Genomic DNA, 16,741 nt, shown 5'->3' on the forward strand with positions numbered 1-16,741 from the left:
AATCCATCAAAATGTTCTTCATTCCGTTCATCTATGATCTATGTTTTCTTCTATTTTTATATGGGATGGAAGTTTTGTATTGTCAAGCAGTCGTACTTCCTCTGTCAAAATATGTTACGTTGAAAGAGGTAAAGTATAAAAAAGAGAAAAGAGATGAAATGGGATATCAGCTAAAATCAGCCATATCTTCTCATCATCTTATTTTTAGAAGTTAAGTCTTTGTGTCTTGTCAAAACCATAAATATCGTTAAATACCAACAGCTCTCCACATTCATCCACATATGTCGTCAAATAAGCTGTATGTACAGGTAATTTCTTACTAAGTCCCATATGGTGCGTTTCCAAAGAGTCATACCACTCTTTTACCTCTTCATTACTCTTGTTGGTATAATTTTTTGAGATATGTTCCAACATCGCTATAGGTTTCTCGAGTCTTACACATCCATGACTGTAGGTACGTACTTTACGCTTAAAGAGGCTTTTTGCCTGTGTATCATGCATATAGACAGAATGCTTGTTCGGAAAGATGAACTTGACACGTCCCAAACCGTTTTTCTTTGAAGGGACTTCTATAAACTTATAGGTCATCTCTTTTTTATCTTCTTCCTCGATCAGATAGGCTTCCCAATCTACAGAATCCTGACTTATTTCCGGTGTATTCAGATCATAAGATTTACGTATGACCATATTGTGGTTTACCAAATAGTTTGGATCTTTTAAAAGTTTTGGGATCACTTCGTTTCTGGCGATACTGTCTGGGACACCCCACTGAGGATTAAGCGTTACATAAGAGAGATCTGCAGAAAAGACAGGTGTTTGCATTTTTCTTTGACCTACTACAACCGCCATTGACACAGCTGTACCGTTGGCATCGATCACACGAACTGTATATTCAGGGATATTGACCAAAGCATAATTGTCTCCAAGACCTGGCTTCATCAGTTTCAATCTTTCTATATTGAGACGAATTTTACGAAGTGTCTTTTTTGAAGTGTTTTTGTCACCCCCTAAAAGCTTATATCTTTTTTGAAGATCAAAAAATTGCGCATACTCAGGTACATAAGGTTTTAATATCTCTTCTATGCTCTGTCCAGCTTTAAGCTTTCTCATGATGTCCGATGCTTTGACTTCCTGCAAATATGTTTCATAGTAGGTTGCGATCTCCTGCTCTACCCTTTTCTCCTGAGATGCATTGAAACTTTCCAAGTCTATACAACCATTGGCAAGATTCTTAGCATACGATACAAGTAACTTTGACATGAGTTTGGAGTTTTCACTCTCTTTCACTTTCTCATAGAGTGCTTGCTGATTACATATGGAAGCATATTTATCGGTTTCCAATATCGTTAAAAACTCTTCTTTTTGAGAAGGCTTCCACCCCTCTGCATCAGGTGTTTCCACACCACATCCACTCAATACAAGCGCTGATACTCCCGAAAGTATCAACATCAACATTTTTTTCATTCTAAATCCCCTAACATTTAAATTCAAAAAATAATATGCAATAATCGTGTTAAATTTGTGTTAATCCTATTATCACTCTAAAACTTCTCTTATGGATTCCTTGCTTCACAACATTGTCGTTTACGAAAATGTTCTTGATAAATGTTTGGCACAACTATAAGCACTTGAAAATGCCCACTGAAAATTGTACCCTCCAAGTCTGCCTGTTACATCCAGGACTTCACCTATGAAGTAAAGCCCCTCCTCTTTTTTACTCATCATGGTACTACTGTCTACTTCAGATGTCTCCACACCGCCCTTCGTAACCTCCGCTTTTGCATAACCAAAAGTTCCTGCAGGCGCAAAACTGTAATGACTCAACGTCTGAAGTGTTTCCTGTTCTTCTTTTGTACATTGATGGAAAGGTTTGTCTTCGAGCTGGAATTGTAGCAAAAAGGCCTTGGTAACACGCTTTGGCATAGGCAAAAGTGAAGAGATCTGTTTTTTACTTCCCTGTACATATTTCCAGGAAAAGTGAGGTAAAAAATCGATCTCGATCTTCCCTTTCTCCCAGTACAAAGAGGCATCCAGAACAGCAGGACCGCTCACCCCCTTGTGTGCAAAAAGTAAAGCACCTTCACACACATGATCTCCTACGAGTATCTTCACATCTGTCGAAACGCCTGACAGTTCTTTAAAAAAGAACTGCTCTTTTTGTACAGTAAATCCTACCAAAGCAGGTGCTGTTTTTACAACAGTATGTCCGAATGATTCTGCTATCTTGTACCCTATACTGCTCGCACCGATCTTAGGGTAACTCAATCCGCCCGAAGCGACGACTACAGCTTTGGCGGTATGTGTTCTTTTGTTTGTCTTGACATAGAAGATCTCATCACGCTTTGTGACTTCCAAAACCTGTTCAGAGGTACAGAGTGTCTGTTTTTTACTCTCTTTTAGAAAAATGTCCAGCAACTCTTTCGCTGAGTCTTTACAAAAGTACTGTGTCTCTTTTCTCAGTACAGGGTTTAGATTTTGTCTCTCAAGCCATCGTAAAAGTGCTTTTTCATTAAATTTTTTTAAGGGTTCTTGTACAAAGTTTGTATCACCAAGAAAATACTCTGTTCCCATACGACTATTGGTAATATTACATTTACCTCCCCCGGAAACGAGTATCTTTGCACCAGGCTTTGGGTTAGACTCTATGATAGTAGCCGTATTTTTAGGCAGTAGAGATGCAAGCATCAGTGCACTTGCGCCTCCCCCTATAATGATAATATGATGATCCATGGAGCGTATTATATCCTATTCGTACCATATATATACTCACGACTACACAGACAGTACACAGACAGATATTACAATACGCATAAAAAAGGTCTTTTTATGAAAAAAATCATTGTTCTACCACTTCTCATTGCTTCTATTGCATCTCTCTCTTTTGCTGCAGAAAAGTATGATACAAAGGCATTCCGAACTGTACAAAAACTCTGTACCTCCTGTCATGGTACACCATTTTATATGGCAAAACAGATAGATGAAGATGATTGGGATTTCTATTTTGAGACACCTGGTAAACTTGAAAAAATACATAAAGAGAAACCAGAAGCACTCGCCAATCTAAAAAATTCACTTTTCCAGAAGCGTAAAAAACGTCTTTTGAAATTCTTTATCGACAACTCCAAATTTTCCGGTGCTGTCAATGGCTGTGATGCAAACTTCTGTGGTACGGTTCACTAACTGATATTCATTCATATTTTTGTACTTCAGTATCAAAATATGGATGGGGCATCTTCGGACAGCATTTAACACTTTAATAAGCAATCCTTTACCCTATGCTAAAGCGCTCTACTGTTTTATATCATCCATATACCAAAACATATTTGTGATAAAAAGAAGATACTTAAAGCTTGAAATCTTATAATTAATAACACAACAAAGGCTACATATGAAAACAATTGAAGAACTAGAAAAAGAGCTAGAAGCTGCTCATAGAACCATCAATGAATTAACTGAAAAAGATGAAGAAAAATGTAAAGTTAGAATTATACATATTGTAGCTTGGCTATTAGGTGGATTTCTAAGTTACCTTGCATTCATTTATATTCTTTCCAACTAGATGATCTATAGTAAGCATTTTTATACATATTTCTAACACTGCTTAAAGGTGATGTGACATGAATATCAAACCTGATTGCCTATCCTGTTTGTTTGATCAAGCTCTCAGAGTGACCAAACTTTTGAAGCTTGATGATGCCACCAGTAAAGAAGTGTTCGACAAAACTGCACAGGTTTTAATCGAGCATACTATGTCAAGTACCCCTCCACAGATCGCAAAGGATATATATCAGGCTATCTCTGATGTCACAGGAGAAAAAGATCCTGTAGCCCTTGCAAAAGAACAGGCTACAAAAGAAGCATTAAAAATAGATACCTCTCGCATACACACGATTCCCGATGTACTTAAAATGGCTGTCATAGGGAATGTGATTGATTTTGGATCACAGAAACAGTTTGATCTGAACCAAATGATCCTATATCATTTACATAGAACATTTGCTATCGATCATACTTTAGAATTCATGGAAGAGTTACAGCATGCCAAAGAGATGGTGCTCATCGGCGATAATGTCGGAGAACATATTTTTGATAAGCTACTGATAGAGAGTATTAAAAAGATTTATGACATTACTGTACATTACTTTGTTAGAGGCACTCCCATCATCAATGATGTCACGATTAAAGAGGGACAACTGCTCAAAGATTGTGCCCACATTGTCGATACAGGTGTAAAAACACCAGGTTTTGATCTTGAAGAAGCCAACAGTGCTTCAAAAGAGATCTTTGATCGTGCAGATATAGTATTGGCAAAAGGTATGGGTAACTTTGAAAGTCTCTATCATGTGGCCAACCGTCCCATCTATTATCTTTTTGTCGTCAAATGTTCTGTCGTCGCAGAAGAAATAGGTCACAATATCAAAGATTTGATCTTTAAAAAATCATAAAGATATGTTTATAATCTCTGTAACTTTTTCAATCCCTCTTTGACCAGGGTACTTGTATCCCCTGTAGCTCCTAAAAGTGCTTTTTGAATCGCATCTTTTTTAAATCCTAGACTCTCAAGGGCCATCGTTGCTTCACCCATGGCACCTGAGTTGGCACTCTCTTCATTTCCATCAACAATGAAATCAGCCAGCTCGACCAAGATGCGGCTTGCAGCCTTAGGTCCTATACCGGGCACCCGTTTGAGCATACTGACATCTTTAGAGGCTACGACTTTGGCAAAGGTTTCAGGGGTGAAGGTAGAACAGATCGCAAGTCCTACTTTGGGTCCTACACCGTTTATTTTCAGTACGGTGTCAAACATTTTCTTTTCATTCGTATCCATAAAGCCAAAAAGAAGATTGGCATCCTCTCGTATGACCTGTGTGACAAAAAGTTTGACTTTCTTCTCTTGTATACTGTTTGAAGTGTTGATAGAAACCAACACTTCATAGATCAATCCGTTTACATTTAGGTGTACAAAAGTGGGATCTTTTCGTTCTATGGTACCTTCTATGCCTACTATCATATCTGCCCTTTTTGATTTAATTGTCAAAGTATATCAAGAGTTTTATTGCAGGGGAGAAAAAATGTCAAATTGACATGTTTTTATTGACCTATATCTCAAGAGCTTATGTAAGCAGCCAGCTTCGCATACTTAGTGTTCCATGTCTTCATAAACATAAGGTTTCACTGCAAATGTATTTTGATACATATTTTTATTCAAATCTACATTACGCTAAAATACCTGCAACTTAATATTAAAGAGACTTATGCAACTTAAATCCATCTTCACCAACAGCTTCGGTATCCTGGTTTCACGTATCACTGGACTAGGACGTGATGTTCTGATGGCTTCAGCTCTCGGTGCTTCCATGTGGAGTGATATGTTTTTTGTCGCCTTTAAACTTCCCAACCTTTTTCGCCGTATCTTTGCTGAAGGGGCATTCACACAAGCGTTTATGCCCTCTTTTGTAGCGAGCAGGCACAAAGGGGTCTTTGCCACTGCTATATTTTTACGCTTTCTACTCTTTTTAATGGCCTTTTCTCTACTCATTACGTTCTTTCCCGAACCTATCACTAAACTCTTGGCATTGGGATGGGAGAAAGAACTGATAGCAAAAACCGCACCTTTGACCGCCATCAATTTTTGGTATTTAGACCTCATCTTCATCGTTACATTTTTAGCCACTATGCTCCAATACAAAGACCATTTTGCCACCACAGCCATGTCAACAGCCCTGCTCAATATCTCGATGATTTCAGCACTCTACATCTATATGAAAGAAGATCCAAAAACAGTTGCGTATGCACTCAGTTTTGCCGTACTCATCGGCGGAGGACTTCAGATACTGGCGCACCTTGTCACACTCCATAAGCTTAGCTTGCATAAAATCCTTATAGGTGGGTGGAAATACAGAAAAAACAAAGATGTTGATGATGAGAAAAAGCATTTTCAATCTCTCTTTTTACCTGGTATTCTAGGGAACTCCACACCCCAGATCTCTGCTTTCATAGATACACTTTTGGCAACATTCCTCATGACTGGCTCTGTCTCCTACCTCTTTTATGCCAACCGTGTCTTCCAGCTTCCGCTTGCCATCATTGCCATCGCCACAGCAACGGTACTTTTTCCTTCTGTCTCTAAAGCACTTAAAAATAACAATGAAACAGAAGCATATAAAAACCTCAACCAGGCCTTTTGGTTACTTGCATTTTTATTGGGTGGAGCGATGGTCGGTGGTATACTGCTTGCAGAACCCATAGTATGGCTGCTTTTTGAGAGAGGGAAATTTACCAATGTACAAACACTCGAAACGGTCAATGTACTTCAAATGTACATGGTAGGTCTGCTTCCTTTCGGACTGGCAAAACTTTTTTCTCTCTTTCTATATGCATCACATAGACACCGTAAGGCAGCCAAAATTGCTGTCTACTCTCTGATCACTTCTGTAACATTTTCACTGATCCTCATGTATCCTCTTGGAGCTTCAGGACTAGCATTGGCCGGAAGTATAGGAGGATGGGTACTTTTTATATTTACAGTCAGAGAGGTTGGGACAGAGAGGTTTTGGAAGATCGTTAGATCAAAAAGGTCTCTTTATTGGCTTTTAGCTGTGCTACTATTCTCTATCCTATTATATGAAGTCAATCTTTTACTACTTGATATGATACGAGAATTATAATACTCTTTTTGCATACTTTGACAGGATGATTTGCTCTGAATGAGTAGAATAATAAAAGTTTTTGTGAACACCTTAGGTATGATGTCCAACGGACATCATACTAATGGCATTACTTCATAGATGCGCCACATTTACCAGATTGACACTTCATTACAGGTGTTTTTGATTTTGCAGGTGTTGTTGCACCATGATTCCCATGACTTCCATGATGACTACTTTTTGCCGCACCATATGTTTTAAACACATAAGCACTATATAGATTTGTTGACAGATAGAGCGTGATAAGAGAAGAAGCAAACACAAACGCTATGATCTTCTTCATCTTTGTTGCTTTAAAAGACTTCATTCTTTTTGCAAGGATCAGATAACCCCATAGTACAGCGATATAAGGAATCACATCAAAGATATGTAACCAGGCATCTCTTCTTGAAGCCAGGTTTTCAACCGGACCGGCTTCCAAACCAAATCCATAAATGAAACCATTGGCTATCTCTGCATAATTATGTGTAAAAAAACTATGTATCAAGTGTGCCAATCCGCCAATAATGAACAGTGGAGCAAATGCATAACCTAAAGTATAGAACGTCTTTTCAAAAGATGCTTTCAAAACCTTGGATGCAACAAACATACCGATATATACGACACTGATTGACAATATGGTCGCATAGATAAATGCAAATAGACCGATGGCATCCAATGTACCAAAATCTATATACTGTTGAGAAAATACTGCAGTTTTTGACCAGATAAATTCATCTGCAATAGCTGAACGATTAAGTCCATGGTGAAAACTCATCGTAAGTGAAATAGCAGCGGTAATAAGTATCAATGACCATACTTCTGCCTTGTTGAATTTAAATTTTTCAAACAATGTTCTTGAAGGTTTAATGAACCTGAATGCCACAGCATCACAGGCACTACTACAATCCATACAAAGTGTACAGTCATCCATAGAATTTTTATTGTCAAATGAGAATGGGTTTAAGTTGTAAGGACAAGCCACTGCACAATCCAAAGTTTTACAGCTGCTGCAATCCTCTTTATACGTACCCAACTCCGTAAATGATACTTTTGCATAGGCTTTTGTCAAAGTACCGATGGGACAGATATATTTACAATAGCTCATATCTTTATAGAGATAATACATCACAAAAGCAACCAATGTAATACCAGTGAAAAGCCAAGCTGTAGCAAGTGGTACTTTCCAAAATCCAGGTGCGAGATAATAGACACCCCACCATCCAAAAAAGAGAATGAAAATACCAATAAATCTATTTTTCAAAAAATTTGGCATATCTTTTTTAAGACCGAACTTCGTGATATATTTCCCTAAGAATCCATGAGGACAGATACCACAAAAAATTCTACCAAAGGTGGTAAGCGTCACCACTATAAAAAGGGACCAGAAGAGTCCCCAAAAGAGATGCCTAGTAAAGATGTTTTCCTTACCAGGATCAGCAAAACCCATATAGACACCATAGATAAAGAGTGCAAGAACTGCTAGCTTCAACACCATCAAGAATGCTTGATTTTTAAACAAGAATCCTAATACGGGCATGCCGTATATATCATTTCTATCTCTATTTTCTTTGAACTCTACCATCTATCTCTTCTCCTTTAAAACTTCATACTTAAACCAGCATTAATAACCCTTCCTGGGTTTACTGTAATTGATAGATCTTCATGATCAAATACACCATCTTCGTTTCTGTCACTACTTGATCTTGCTGAATTGTAATACTGTTTATCGAACACATTATCTACTCTTACAAACATATTCAGATCATACTTGTTTATGGTGGCTTTATAGTCAACACCTAAATTTAGGGTCGCATGTCCCTCAATCTCAAGTGCGTTTAAATCATCGGCATAGTAATGGGATCTTGCATTCACTTCTGCCGTAAGTTTTAAGTCATCTGTCGCTTGATAGTTGGTTATTACATTCAATTGATGTTTAGAAGTTCTTGGAATAGTGTTTCCAGTGACGTCATAATAATAAACAGGTGCTGGAGCATTCCATGTATCTGCTCCAAGTGTCATACCATAATTATCGTAATCAGTATAGGTAGCATCTAAATAGGTATAGGCCAAATTAAAATAGAGATCTTTTCTGAGATTACCGTTTACTGCAAGTTCTAAACCTCTATGTCTTGCACCACCGATATTATCCCACATATCATCAGTATCTGTATCTCCATAATTACCTGAGGTTTTCATAATAAAATCTTTTCTATCAAGTTGGAAAATGGAAATATCATAGTTTATGCCGTTTCGACTAGTTCTATAACCTATCTCATAATTAAATGATTGTTCTGGATCCAAATCAGGGTTGTTGATCGTACTACCCCATGCACTTACGTCTCCTGCATAGAGTTGTTCTACAGTTGGGGCTCTGAATCCTGTAGAAAAATTGGTATAGATGGTAGAATCTTTATCTAGTTGATAATTTGCTCCGATTCTGTATGACCAAACTTTAAAATCTTCTTTAAAATTATTATCTTTATAATCATGATAATCCAATTTGATCCAATCATACCTAAGATTCGTAGTCACACTGAAATTCTCACTGACAGCTCGCTTATACTCACCATATATTGCATAAACATTTTCATCTGTACTGTCATCACTTTTAAAGTCACCAGGTTGAAAATATCCTTGATCAACACCACCAAATGGTCCATATGTTACAAGTGCCTGAGCCGCTCTGTATGTTGATTTATTTTTATATTCATTTGCTCTTAGATCCAAGCCTAAAAGTGTTGCATATGATTCAGTTGATGTTCTATATTCACTTTTGATACCTCTTTGTATCTGTGAATAATCATTGTTATAAACATAGTCATTATCATCATAATAGTCTTGTGCTGTATTGTTGTCATCTTTCGTTTGAGGAGATGATATATACTTAGTATCGTCTGTATAGATATACCCATTTAGCATAAAATTTGAATTATCCTCAAAATCTTTAGAATAGGTTGCAAAGAACTTTGAAAGCTGCACATCATATTGTCTTGTATAGTCTCTACTTTCCTGAACTCCAGTATATATGGATTTTGGGTTTGTCCTTGCTTCTGTTTCACCTCCGACAGTACCATGAGAATCTTTTTGTCTATCAGATAGTTCTGCACCGAATGTGATATCTGATGTATCATCCAAATAATATTCAAACTTACCGTTAAGATACCTACTCTTATAATCAGAATCCTCATGATATCCATCAGCTTTTCTTTCACTGGCTTGAATATGAAAACTTAAATCATCGTTTGAATATCCAGTTCTTGCCAATAACTTTTGAAACCCAAAACTTCCTTTTTCAACAGATGCAAAATTATTATTATATTTTGCACCTCTTTTTGTTGTAATAATCACGGCACCAGATAATGCATCATCACCGAACAAATATGAAGCCCCACCTTTGAGCACCTTAATACTTTCTATATTGTCAAGGTCAATATTTACTCTCCCAGTTCTTTCAAATACAGGTACACCATCAATGACAACTGCAACTCCGGGTTTTTCCCCCATATACATTTGGTTTTCTACACCTCTTAAATGAATCTTTAAAGAGTCTCCTGTAGTAACCTCAGTAGTGATACCGGGAATAGATTGTAGAACTTGTTGAATATTTACAGCATGTTCTGCATCCACTTCTTCCCCACTTATTTCTGAAATATTTGAAACTTCTGTTTTCTTTGACTCAAATCTGTCAGCTATCGTTGATGATTCAACAGTGATCATTTCTAGATCTTCTGCTGCATGTATACTTGAAGCAATCGCTAAAGCTACTATCATCGAATATTTTATTTTCATGTCTTCCCTTTTAAATTGAATAATAAAACTCTATGATGGTTGTGTTAATTTTGTGTTAATCATTTTCTTCAAACTAAAATCTTGTATAAATTCATTCTTTTTTTCGTCTATGTGTTTCATAAAGCTTCAGACAAAACCTGTACGTAATCTCTTCTAATCAACTTTTAGCTATAATCACAGCACTACATCTATTAAAGGTCCAGCAATTACTATGCACATCTATGACAGCGTACAAAAAACAAAACTTCCTTTTGAACCCATCCGTAAAGGGGAAGCAAGCATTTATGTTTGCGGGCCTACTGTCTATGATGATGCACATTTGGGCCATGCACGCAGCAGCCTCTCTTTTGACCTCCTTTCCCGTACGCTCAAAGCCCTTGGATACAAAGTCACACTGGGGAAGAACTTTACCGACATTGATGACAAGATCATCAAAAAAGTGGAAGAAACGGGTAAAAGCATGGAAGCGCTCACCTCATTTTACATCGACCGCTACCTTGAAGAGATGGCAGCACTTGGTATACAGCGTCCCGATATCGAGCCAAAGGCCACAGAATCCCTGCATGCGATAGAAGCCATGATACAGACACTGATCGATAAAGATATCGCCTATGTCATCTCCACAGGTGATGTCTACTTTGATACAAGTAAGGATCCACATTATGGAGAGATATCACACCAGGTAGGTGAAGATGAGGACAACCAGAGCCGCGTGGCGCACACTTCGGAAAAAAGAAATCCCAAGGACTTCGCACTCTGGAAAGCGTGTAAAGGAAATGAAGATATCTGTTTTGACACACCTTTCTCTTCAGGACGTCCGGGATGGCACATAGAGTGTTCTGCGATGATAGAAAAGCACTTTTCGCATGACCATGGCACACAGGATTACAGTATAGACATCCATGCAGGCGGTGCCGACCTGCTCTTCCCTCACCATGAAAACGAAGCAGCACAGAGCCGCTGTGCCACAGGACATGAACTGGCAAAGTACTGGATGCATAACGGTTTTGTTCAAATAAACGGTGAAAAGATGAGTAAATCTCTGGGAAACAGCTTCTTTCTCAAAGATGCTCTCAAGGTCTATGATGGAGAGATCCTTCGTTACTACCTCAACTCGGTACACTACAGGAATGATTTTAATTTTAACGAAGAAGATCTACTGACCGCTAAAAAAAGACTCGACAAGCTCTACAGACTGAAAAAACGTGTTAGTCCGGGGAAAGCTTCTGCAGTCAATAAAACTTTCAAAAAAGCACTGCTTGATGCGATGAGCGATGACCTCAACATCTCCATAGCCCTTGCGGTCATAGATGAAATGGTAGCTGCAACGAATGATGCCCTGGATAACAACCCAAAAGACAAAGCCCTTAAAAAAGAAACTCTAGCAAATATCGAATTCATTGATACACTGCTTGGTTTCGGAGGAAAAGAGCCTTTCTCTTATTTCCAAATTGGCGTGGATGCAGCCCTTAAAACACAGATAGAAACACTACTCTCTGAGCGCAGTGAAGCAAAAAAAGAGAAAAATTTTGAACGCTCAGATGCCATTCGAGATGAACTGACAGCACTTGGTATATCTATCATGGATACTCCTGATGGCACACTTTGGGAAAAAGCGTAATGAAAGACCTTCTCAGACAGTATCTCCCCTATCTTACAGGTTACAAAAGACAATTTTTCTTTGCCATCCTGGGGATGATCGCTGTTGCGGTCGGTACGGCGGGAACAGCACAACTCATCAAGCCCGTACTGGATGATGTCTTCATCAATAAAGACAAAGAGATGCTTTTTCTGATGCCTTTTTTCCTCGTAGGTGTCTTTGCACTCAAAGGATTAGGAAGATATATACAAACCTACTATACCTCTTACATCGGCCAGGATGTTGTACGAAAACTGCGTGACCAGCTTGTTTCCCATCTCACCTACCTGGATATGGAGTTTTTCAGAAAGACACATTCCGGAGAGATACTCTCACGTGTAACCAATGATATCGCACGTATTCAAATGGTGGTTGCCAATATCATTCCTGATCTAATTAGAGAAACCTTGACCATTCTTGCATTAACAGGGTATGTCATTTATCAAAACCCCAAACTTGCCTTTTATTTTTTGGTGATCATGCCACTGGCAGTATTCCCCCTCTCTAGACTTGCTAAAAAAATGCGTAAATACTCCAAACTCTCTCAAGAGAGTACCGCTGATATGACAACAAGACTGAATGAAATCTTCTCCAACATTGAAGTGATCAAGTCCAACTCAAGTCAAATCTATGAAGAGCAACGTTTCAAAAAAGACAATCAAAGTGTCTTTAGATTTCTTATGAAACAAGTGAAGACCAATGCCTTGACATCGCCACTAATGGAAACACTGGGATCCGTGGCTATAGGTATTGTCATTTATATTGGAGGGAAAGAGGTGATAGATGGGCATATGACCGTAGGTTCCTTTTTTGCTTTTGCGACCGCCCTCTTCATGCTTTATGATCCTGTAAAACGCCTATCCTCTCTTTACAACAAAGCACAAGATGCCATCACTGCCAATAGACGTATGCAGGAACTGCTTGATACCAAACCTGAGATCATATCGGGTGAGAACGAACTTTTAGAGTCTATTGACACGATCACATTAGAAAATGTTTCACTCCAATACGATGATATTCCGGCATTAAAACATATCACACTTAAAGCCCAAAAAGGTGAATCCATTGCATTGGTAGGTGACAGTGGAGCCGGTAAAAGTTCATTGGTCAATCTACTAGTACGTTTCTATGACCCTACTTCAGGAAAGATCTTTATCAACGGTAAAGAGAACAAGGATTTTACACTCACTTCGTTACATAAAAAGATAGCCTACGTGACACAACGTATCTACATCTTTAACGACTCTATCGCAGCCAATGTGGCTTACGGTGAAGCAATAGATGAAGCACGTGTGATCAAAGCATTGAAGAAAGCACATGCTATGGAGTTCATCGATCTGTTGGATGACGGGATACACACACTTTTATCTGAAAGTGGTGACAACCTCTCCGGAGGGCAAAGACAGCGTATCGCTCTGGCTCGTGCACTCTATAAGAACCCGGATATTCTCATACTGGATGAAGCGACCTCTGCACTAGATAACAAAAGTGAAGCCCTGATACAACAAGCATTGCATGAGCTCAAACCAGAAATGATCACTTTCACTGTCGCACACAGATTAAGCACCATAGAAGATGCCGATACCATCCTGGTCTTCCAAAAAGGAGAGATCATCTGCAGGGGTTCACATCAAACCTTGTTACAAGAGTGTCCAACCTATCAAAAATTATCAGGGAGTTTATAATATGTTACGATTCACCCTCCTCTTTACTTTTTTATGTACGTTGCTTTTTGCACAGCAGGAGAGTGAACAATTTCCTTTCATAGGGGCAACCCTGGCCACACACTCCATAGATATGAAATCTCTAGACCAGACATCCAGCCAGCATGAAACGCTTCTGGGATTTCGCTATGGTAAGCAATCCCTGGATTGGCGTACCGTATTTACACTCTCTGGTAATAATGATCTTCAAACCTTTGCAATAGAAATAGATAAAATACTCCTTGATGAACTCTTTGGCACACCAAAAGTAAGACCTTATTTGGGTGCCACTGTCGGATATCTTCACTATGAGAAGGACACTTCTTCGGACGATGACGGGATTTACTATGGAGGCAATTTCGGATTCCTGATCTATGCCACGGCAACGATGGATGTAGATCTTTCCTATCATTACTATAAAGTATCAGCTCTCGATCCACTCGATACTATGCAGGGTGTAAGCCTCTCTTTACATTACTTTTTTTGATTATTTTGCTATAATAAGCACACTATAACTATGGAGTCTTCTTTGTCACTTTTTTCTTACCAAAATCTCAAAAAAATCCTTTTTAAACTTGATCCTGAGACAGCACACACTGTTGCCGGACTTGGACTTAGAGCTATTGCTCACTGTCCTGTACTACTGCGTTATGTGAAAAACAAGAACTTTGTTACACATCCTATCCTCCAACAGGATATCTTTGGACGTACCTTTCAAAATCCTGTAGGACTGGGGGCAGGATTTGACAAAAACGGTCAGTACATTACCGCCATGCCGACCATGGGGTTTGGATTTACAGAGATAGGTACCGTGACACCTAAACCGCAAGATGGTAATGCAAAACCGAGACTCTTTAGACTTCTTGAAGACAACTCCATACAAAATGCTATGGGATTTAACAACAAAGGCAGCCACTATATGTTGCAACGTCTTAAAGAACTCTACTTCTTTGACTACCCTATGGGCATCAACATTGGGAAAAACAAACTGACTCCCGAAGATGAAGCACTCAATGACTATGAAACACTCTTTAAAGCATTTAAAAATTATGGTGACTACATTGTGATCAACATTTCATCTCCAAACACACCGGGTCTGAGAGACCTGCAAAATGAGGCATTTATCAAGGCTATCTTTAAAATGGCAAAAGAGATCACCACGCAGCCTGTGCTGCTTAAAATCGCACCGGATATGGAACCCGAAGATGCCATTGCTCTTTGTAAAACAGCTGTAGAAGCAGGTGCTGCAGGTATCATTGCTACCAATACAACGATCGATTACTCTTTGACACCGCATGCCAAAGACTTCGGCGGTATCTCAGGGGCACTGCTGACAGAAAAATCATACCAGCTCTTCAAAGCCATAGGTAAAGAGCTGTATGGTAAGACCCTACTTATCTCTGTAGGGGGTATAGACTCTGCAGAAGAAGCCTACAGACGTATCAAAGCCGGTGCCTCTTTGGTACAGGTTTACAGTATGCTTGTCTACAGGGGTCCGGCACTGATCAAAGAGATCAATGAAGGTTTAATTAAACTCTTACAAAAAGATGGTTATAAACATATCAGCGAAGCCATCGGAGCAGATTACAAATGAGCCTAAAAAGCCTCAAGCACTTTACATATACATTTATCATCGGATGTATGATCACAACAGGAGTATCAATGGCCAATTCATTGCCAGAACATTTTACAAAAACATTGGATAACGGCATGCAGATCGTTGTCATCCCTATGGATAACGATTCGGGTGTAATCACTACAGATATCTACTACAAAGTAGGAAGCAGAAATGAAGTCATGGGTAAAAGCGGTATGGCCCATATGCTTGAGCATCTCTCTTTCAAATCTACAGATAAACTCAAAGAGGGCGAATTTGACACGATCGTCAAAAGTCGCGGCGGTGTAAATAACGCTGCCACCGGTTTTGACAAAACACACTATTATATTAAAACAGCCAGCAAGAACCTGGCACTCAGTCTTGACCTCTTCTCTGAGCTGATGCATAACCTAAAACTCACAGATGAAGAGTTCCAAAAAGAGCGTGATGTCGTTGCTGAAGAGAGACGTCTTAGAACCGATAACAACCCTATGGGCTATCTTTACTTCAGGGTCTTCAATACACACTTTACCTACCACCCTTACCATTGGCTCCCGATCGGTTTTATGGAAGACATTCTCTCATGGAAGATAGAAGATATAAGAGACTTCTATCAACGTTATTATCAACCAAGTAATGCCATTTTGGTCGTGGCGGGAGACATCACACCTGAAGAGGTCTTTAAAGAATCAGAAAAATATTTTGGACACATACAAAATAAACATGAGATCCCAAAGGTCACTGCTGTTGAACCTAAAATAGATGGTGCAAAGAGAGCTGTACTTCATAAAGAAAGTAATCAGGTCGATACCCTTGCGATCACCTATTCCATTCCCAACTATGAAGATGATGACCAGGTAGTACTTTCTGCGATCAGCCATATACTCAGTGCCGGGAAAAGTTCACGTTTCGAAAAAACACTGGTGAATGAAAAGCAACTGGCAAACCAGGTGTATGGCTACAATATGGAACTTGCAGACCCTGGTGTTTTTCTCATCATGGCGATGTGTTCACCTCAAGCATCTTTGGATACTTTGGAAAAAGAGATCCTCGTTGAACTTGAAAAGATCAAAAACGGTGATGTCACGCAAGCCGAACTTGATAAGGTCAAGATCAACACAAAAGCAGAATTTATCTACTCTTTAGAGAGTTCAAGTTCCGTTGCAGGGCTCTATGGAGATTACTATGTCAAGGGAAATATCCAGCCTTTACTTGAATATGAAGAGAAATTAGATAAAATTACGCTCAAAGATATTAGCGATGCCGCTAAAAAGTATTTTGATCACAATTTTTCAACAACTGTGATCTTGAAAAAAAACTAGGA

Annotated in this window: 14 protein-coding genes; 9 read left to right on the forward strand and 5 right to left on the reverse strand. The window is 38.9% G+C overall.

Going from position 1 to position 16,741, the window contains the following annotated elements; genetic code table 11:
• Window positions 1-204: 204 nt before the first annotated feature.
• Together PF327_RS08535 and PF327_RS08540 are read right to left on the reverse strand one after the other, a co-directional pair.
• Complete coding sequence (locus PF327_RS08535; protein WP_289402157.1) at window positions 205-1,464, reverse strand: L,D-transpeptidase family protein; 1,260 nt, start codon at window positions 1,462-1,464, stop codon at window positions 205-207.
• 120 nt (window positions 1,465-1,584) lie between these two features.
• Window positions 1,585-2,730, reverse strand: coding sequence for a BaiN/RdsA family NAD(P)/FAD-dependent oxidoreductase (locus tag PF327_RS08540; RefSeq protein WP_289402158.1), 1,146 nt, complete (start codon window positions 2,728-2,730; stop codon window positions 1,585-1,587).
• A gap of 96 nt (window positions 2,731-2,826) precedes the next feature.
• Between PF327_RS08540 and PF327_RS08545 the strand changes: the two genes are divergently transcribed.
• From PF327_RS08545 to PF327_RS08555, 3 genes are all read left to right on the forward strand, one after another.
• Window positions 2,827-3,180: a hypothetical protein gene (locus PF327_RS08545; RefSeq protein ID WP_289402159.1), complete on the forward strand. Its 354-nt coding sequence runs from the start codon at window positions 2,827-2,829 to the stop codon at window positions 3,178-3,180.
• Between the two features lie 208 nt (window positions 3,181-3,388).
• The gene (locus tag PF327_RS08550; RefSeq protein ID WP_289402160.1) at window positions 3,389-3,559 is read left to right on the forward strand and encodes a hypothetical protein; all 171 of its coding nucleotides are present in this window, start codon (window positions 3,389-3,391) and stop codon (window positions 3,557-3,559) included.
• Window positions 3,560-3,617: 58 nt separating this feature from the next.
• Window positions 3,618-4,445: a damage-control phosphatase ARMT1 family protein gene (locus PF327_RS08555; protein WP_289402161.1), complete on the forward strand. Its 828-nt coding sequence runs from the start codon at window positions 3,618-3,620 to the stop codon at window positions 4,443-4,445.
• An 8-nt stretch (window positions 4,446-4,453) separates the two neighbouring features.
• Here PF327_RS08555 and ruvA read toward each other — a convergent pair whose 3' ends face one another.
• On the reverse strand, window positions 4,454-5,011 hold the full coding sequence (ruvA, locus tag PF327_RS08560) for a Holliday junction branch migration protein RuvA (protein ID WP_289402162.1): 558 nt from the start codon (window positions 5,009-5,011) through the stop codon (window positions 4,454-4,456).
• 244 nt (window positions 5,012-5,255) lie between these two features.
• On the opposite strand from ruvA, the gene murJ reads away from it, so the two are divergent.
• On the forward strand, window positions 5,256-6,668 hold the full coding sequence (gene murJ, locus PF327_RS08565) for a murein biosynthesis integral membrane protein MurJ (RefSeq protein WP_289402163.1): 1,413 nt from the start codon (window positions 5,256-5,258) through the stop codon (window positions 6,666-6,668).
• 109 nt (window positions 6,669-6,777) lie between these two features.
• Here murJ and PF327_RS08570 read toward each other — a convergent pair whose 3' ends face one another.
• The gene (locus PF327_RS08570) at window positions 6,778-8,271 is read right to left on the reverse strand and encodes a 4Fe-4S binding protein (protein WP_289402164.1); all 1,494 of its coding nucleotides are present in this window, start codon (window positions 8,269-8,271) and stop codon (window positions 6,778-6,780) included.
• A gap of 14 nt (window positions 8,272-8,285) precedes the next feature.
• Window positions 8,286-10,478, reverse strand: a complete 2,193-nt coding sequence (locus PF327_RS08575; protein WP_008241837.1) for a TonB-dependent receptor — start codon at window positions 10,476-10,478, stop codon at window positions 8,286-8,288.
• Window positions 10,479-10,689: 211 nt separating this feature from the next.
• Between PF327_RS08575 and cysS the strand changes: the two genes are divergently transcribed.
• The 5 genes from cysS (at window position 10,690) to PF327_RS08600 (ending at window position 16,739) form a co-directional block, all read left to right on the forward strand.
• On the forward strand, window positions 10,690-12,099 hold the full coding sequence (gene cysS / locus PF327_RS08580) for a cysteine--tRNA ligase (RefSeq protein ID WP_289402165.1): 1,410 nt from the start codon (window positions 10,690-10,692) through the stop codon (window positions 12,097-12,099).
• A complete protein-coding gene (locus PF327_RS08585; protein ID WP_289402166.1) occupies window positions 12,099-13,802 on the forward strand; it encodes an ABC transporter ATP-binding protein in 1,704 nt (567 codons plus the stop codon). Before cysS ends, PF327_RS08585 begins: the two co-directional genes overlap by 1 nt.
• Window position 13,803: 1 nt before the next feature.
• Entirely contained in the window at window positions 13,804-14,307 is a 504-nt protein-coding gene (locus tag PF327_RS08590) for a phosphoheptose isomerase family protein (RefSeq protein ID WP_289402167.1), read from the forward strand.
• A gap of 42 nt (window positions 14,308-14,349) precedes the next feature.
• Window positions 14,350-15,414 carry a quinone-dependent dihydroorotate dehydrogenase gene (locus PF327_RS08595; protein WP_289402168.1) on the forward strand — a complete coding sequence of 355 codons (1,065 nt, stop codon included), beginning with the start codon at window positions 14,350-14,352 and terminating at the stop codon, window positions 15,412-15,414.
• Between the two features lie 68 nt (window positions 15,415-15,482).
• A complete protein-coding gene (locus tag PF327_RS08600; RefSeq protein WP_289402169.1) occupies window positions 15,483-16,739 on the forward strand; it encodes a M16 family metallopeptidase in 1,257 nt (418 codons plus the stop codon).
• The last annotated feature ends 2 nt before the right edge of the window (window positions 16,740-16,741 follow it).

The organism is Sulfurovum xiamenensis (assembly GCF_030347995.1).
Classification (GTDB): domain Bacteria; phylum Campylobacterota; class Campylobacteria; order Campylobacterales; family Sulfurovaceae; genus Sulfurovum; species Sulfurovum xiamenensis.

Excerpts from the sequence above, each read along its gene's own strand:
- cysS (WP_289402165.1), top strand. The coding sequence starts at position 10,690 with ATGCACATCTATGACAGCGTACAAAAAACAAAACTTCCTTTTGAACCC.
- PF327_RS08600 (WP_289402169.1), top strand. The coding sequence starts at position 15,483 with ATGGCCAATTCATTGCCAGAACATTTTACAAAAACATTGGATAACGGC.
- PF327_RS08540 (WP_289402158.1), bottom strand. The coding sequence starts at position 2,730 with ATGGATCATCATATTATCATTATAGGGGGAGGCGCAAGTGCACTGATG.
- PF327_RS08585 (WP_289402166.1), top strand. The coding sequence starts at position 12,099 with ATGAAAGACCTTCTCAGACAGTATCTCCCCTATCTTACAGGTTACAAA.
- PF327_RS08575 (WP_008241837.1), bottom strand. The coding sequence starts at position 10,478 with ATGAAAATAAAATATTCGATGATAGTAGCTTTAGCGATTGCTTCAAGT.
- murJ (WP_289402163.1), top strand. The coding sequence starts at position 5,256 with ATGCAACTTAAATCCATCTTCACCAACAGCTTCGGTATCCTGGTTTCA.
- PF327_RS08590 (WP_289402167.1), top strand. The coding sequence starts at position 13,804 with ATGTTACGATTCACCCTCCTCTTTACTTTTTTATGTACGTTGCTTTTT.
- ruvA (WP_289402162.1), bottom strand. The coding sequence starts at position 5,011 with ATGATAGTAGGCATAGAAGGTACCATAGAACGAAAAGATCCCACTTTT.
- PF327_RS08555 (WP_289402161.1), top strand. The coding sequence starts at position 3,618 with ATGAATATCAAACCTGATTGCCTATCCTGTTTGTTTGATCAAGCTCTC.
- PF327_RS08570 (WP_289402164.1), bottom strand. The coding sequence starts at position 8,271 with ATGGTAGAGTTCAAAGAAAATAGAGATAGAAATGATATATACGGCATG.
- PF327_RS08535 (WP_289402157.1), bottom strand. The coding sequence starts at position 1,464 with ATGAAAAAAATGTTGATGTTGATACTTTCGGGAGTATCAGCGCTTGTA.
- PF327_RS08545 (WP_289402159.1), top strand. The coding sequence starts at position 2,827 with ATGAAAAAAATCATTGTTCTACCACTTCTCATTGCTTCTATTGCATCT.
- PF327_RS08550 (WP_289402160.1), top strand. The coding sequence starts at position 3,389 with ATGAAAACAATTGAAGAACTAGAAAAAGAGCTAGAAGCTGCTCATAGA.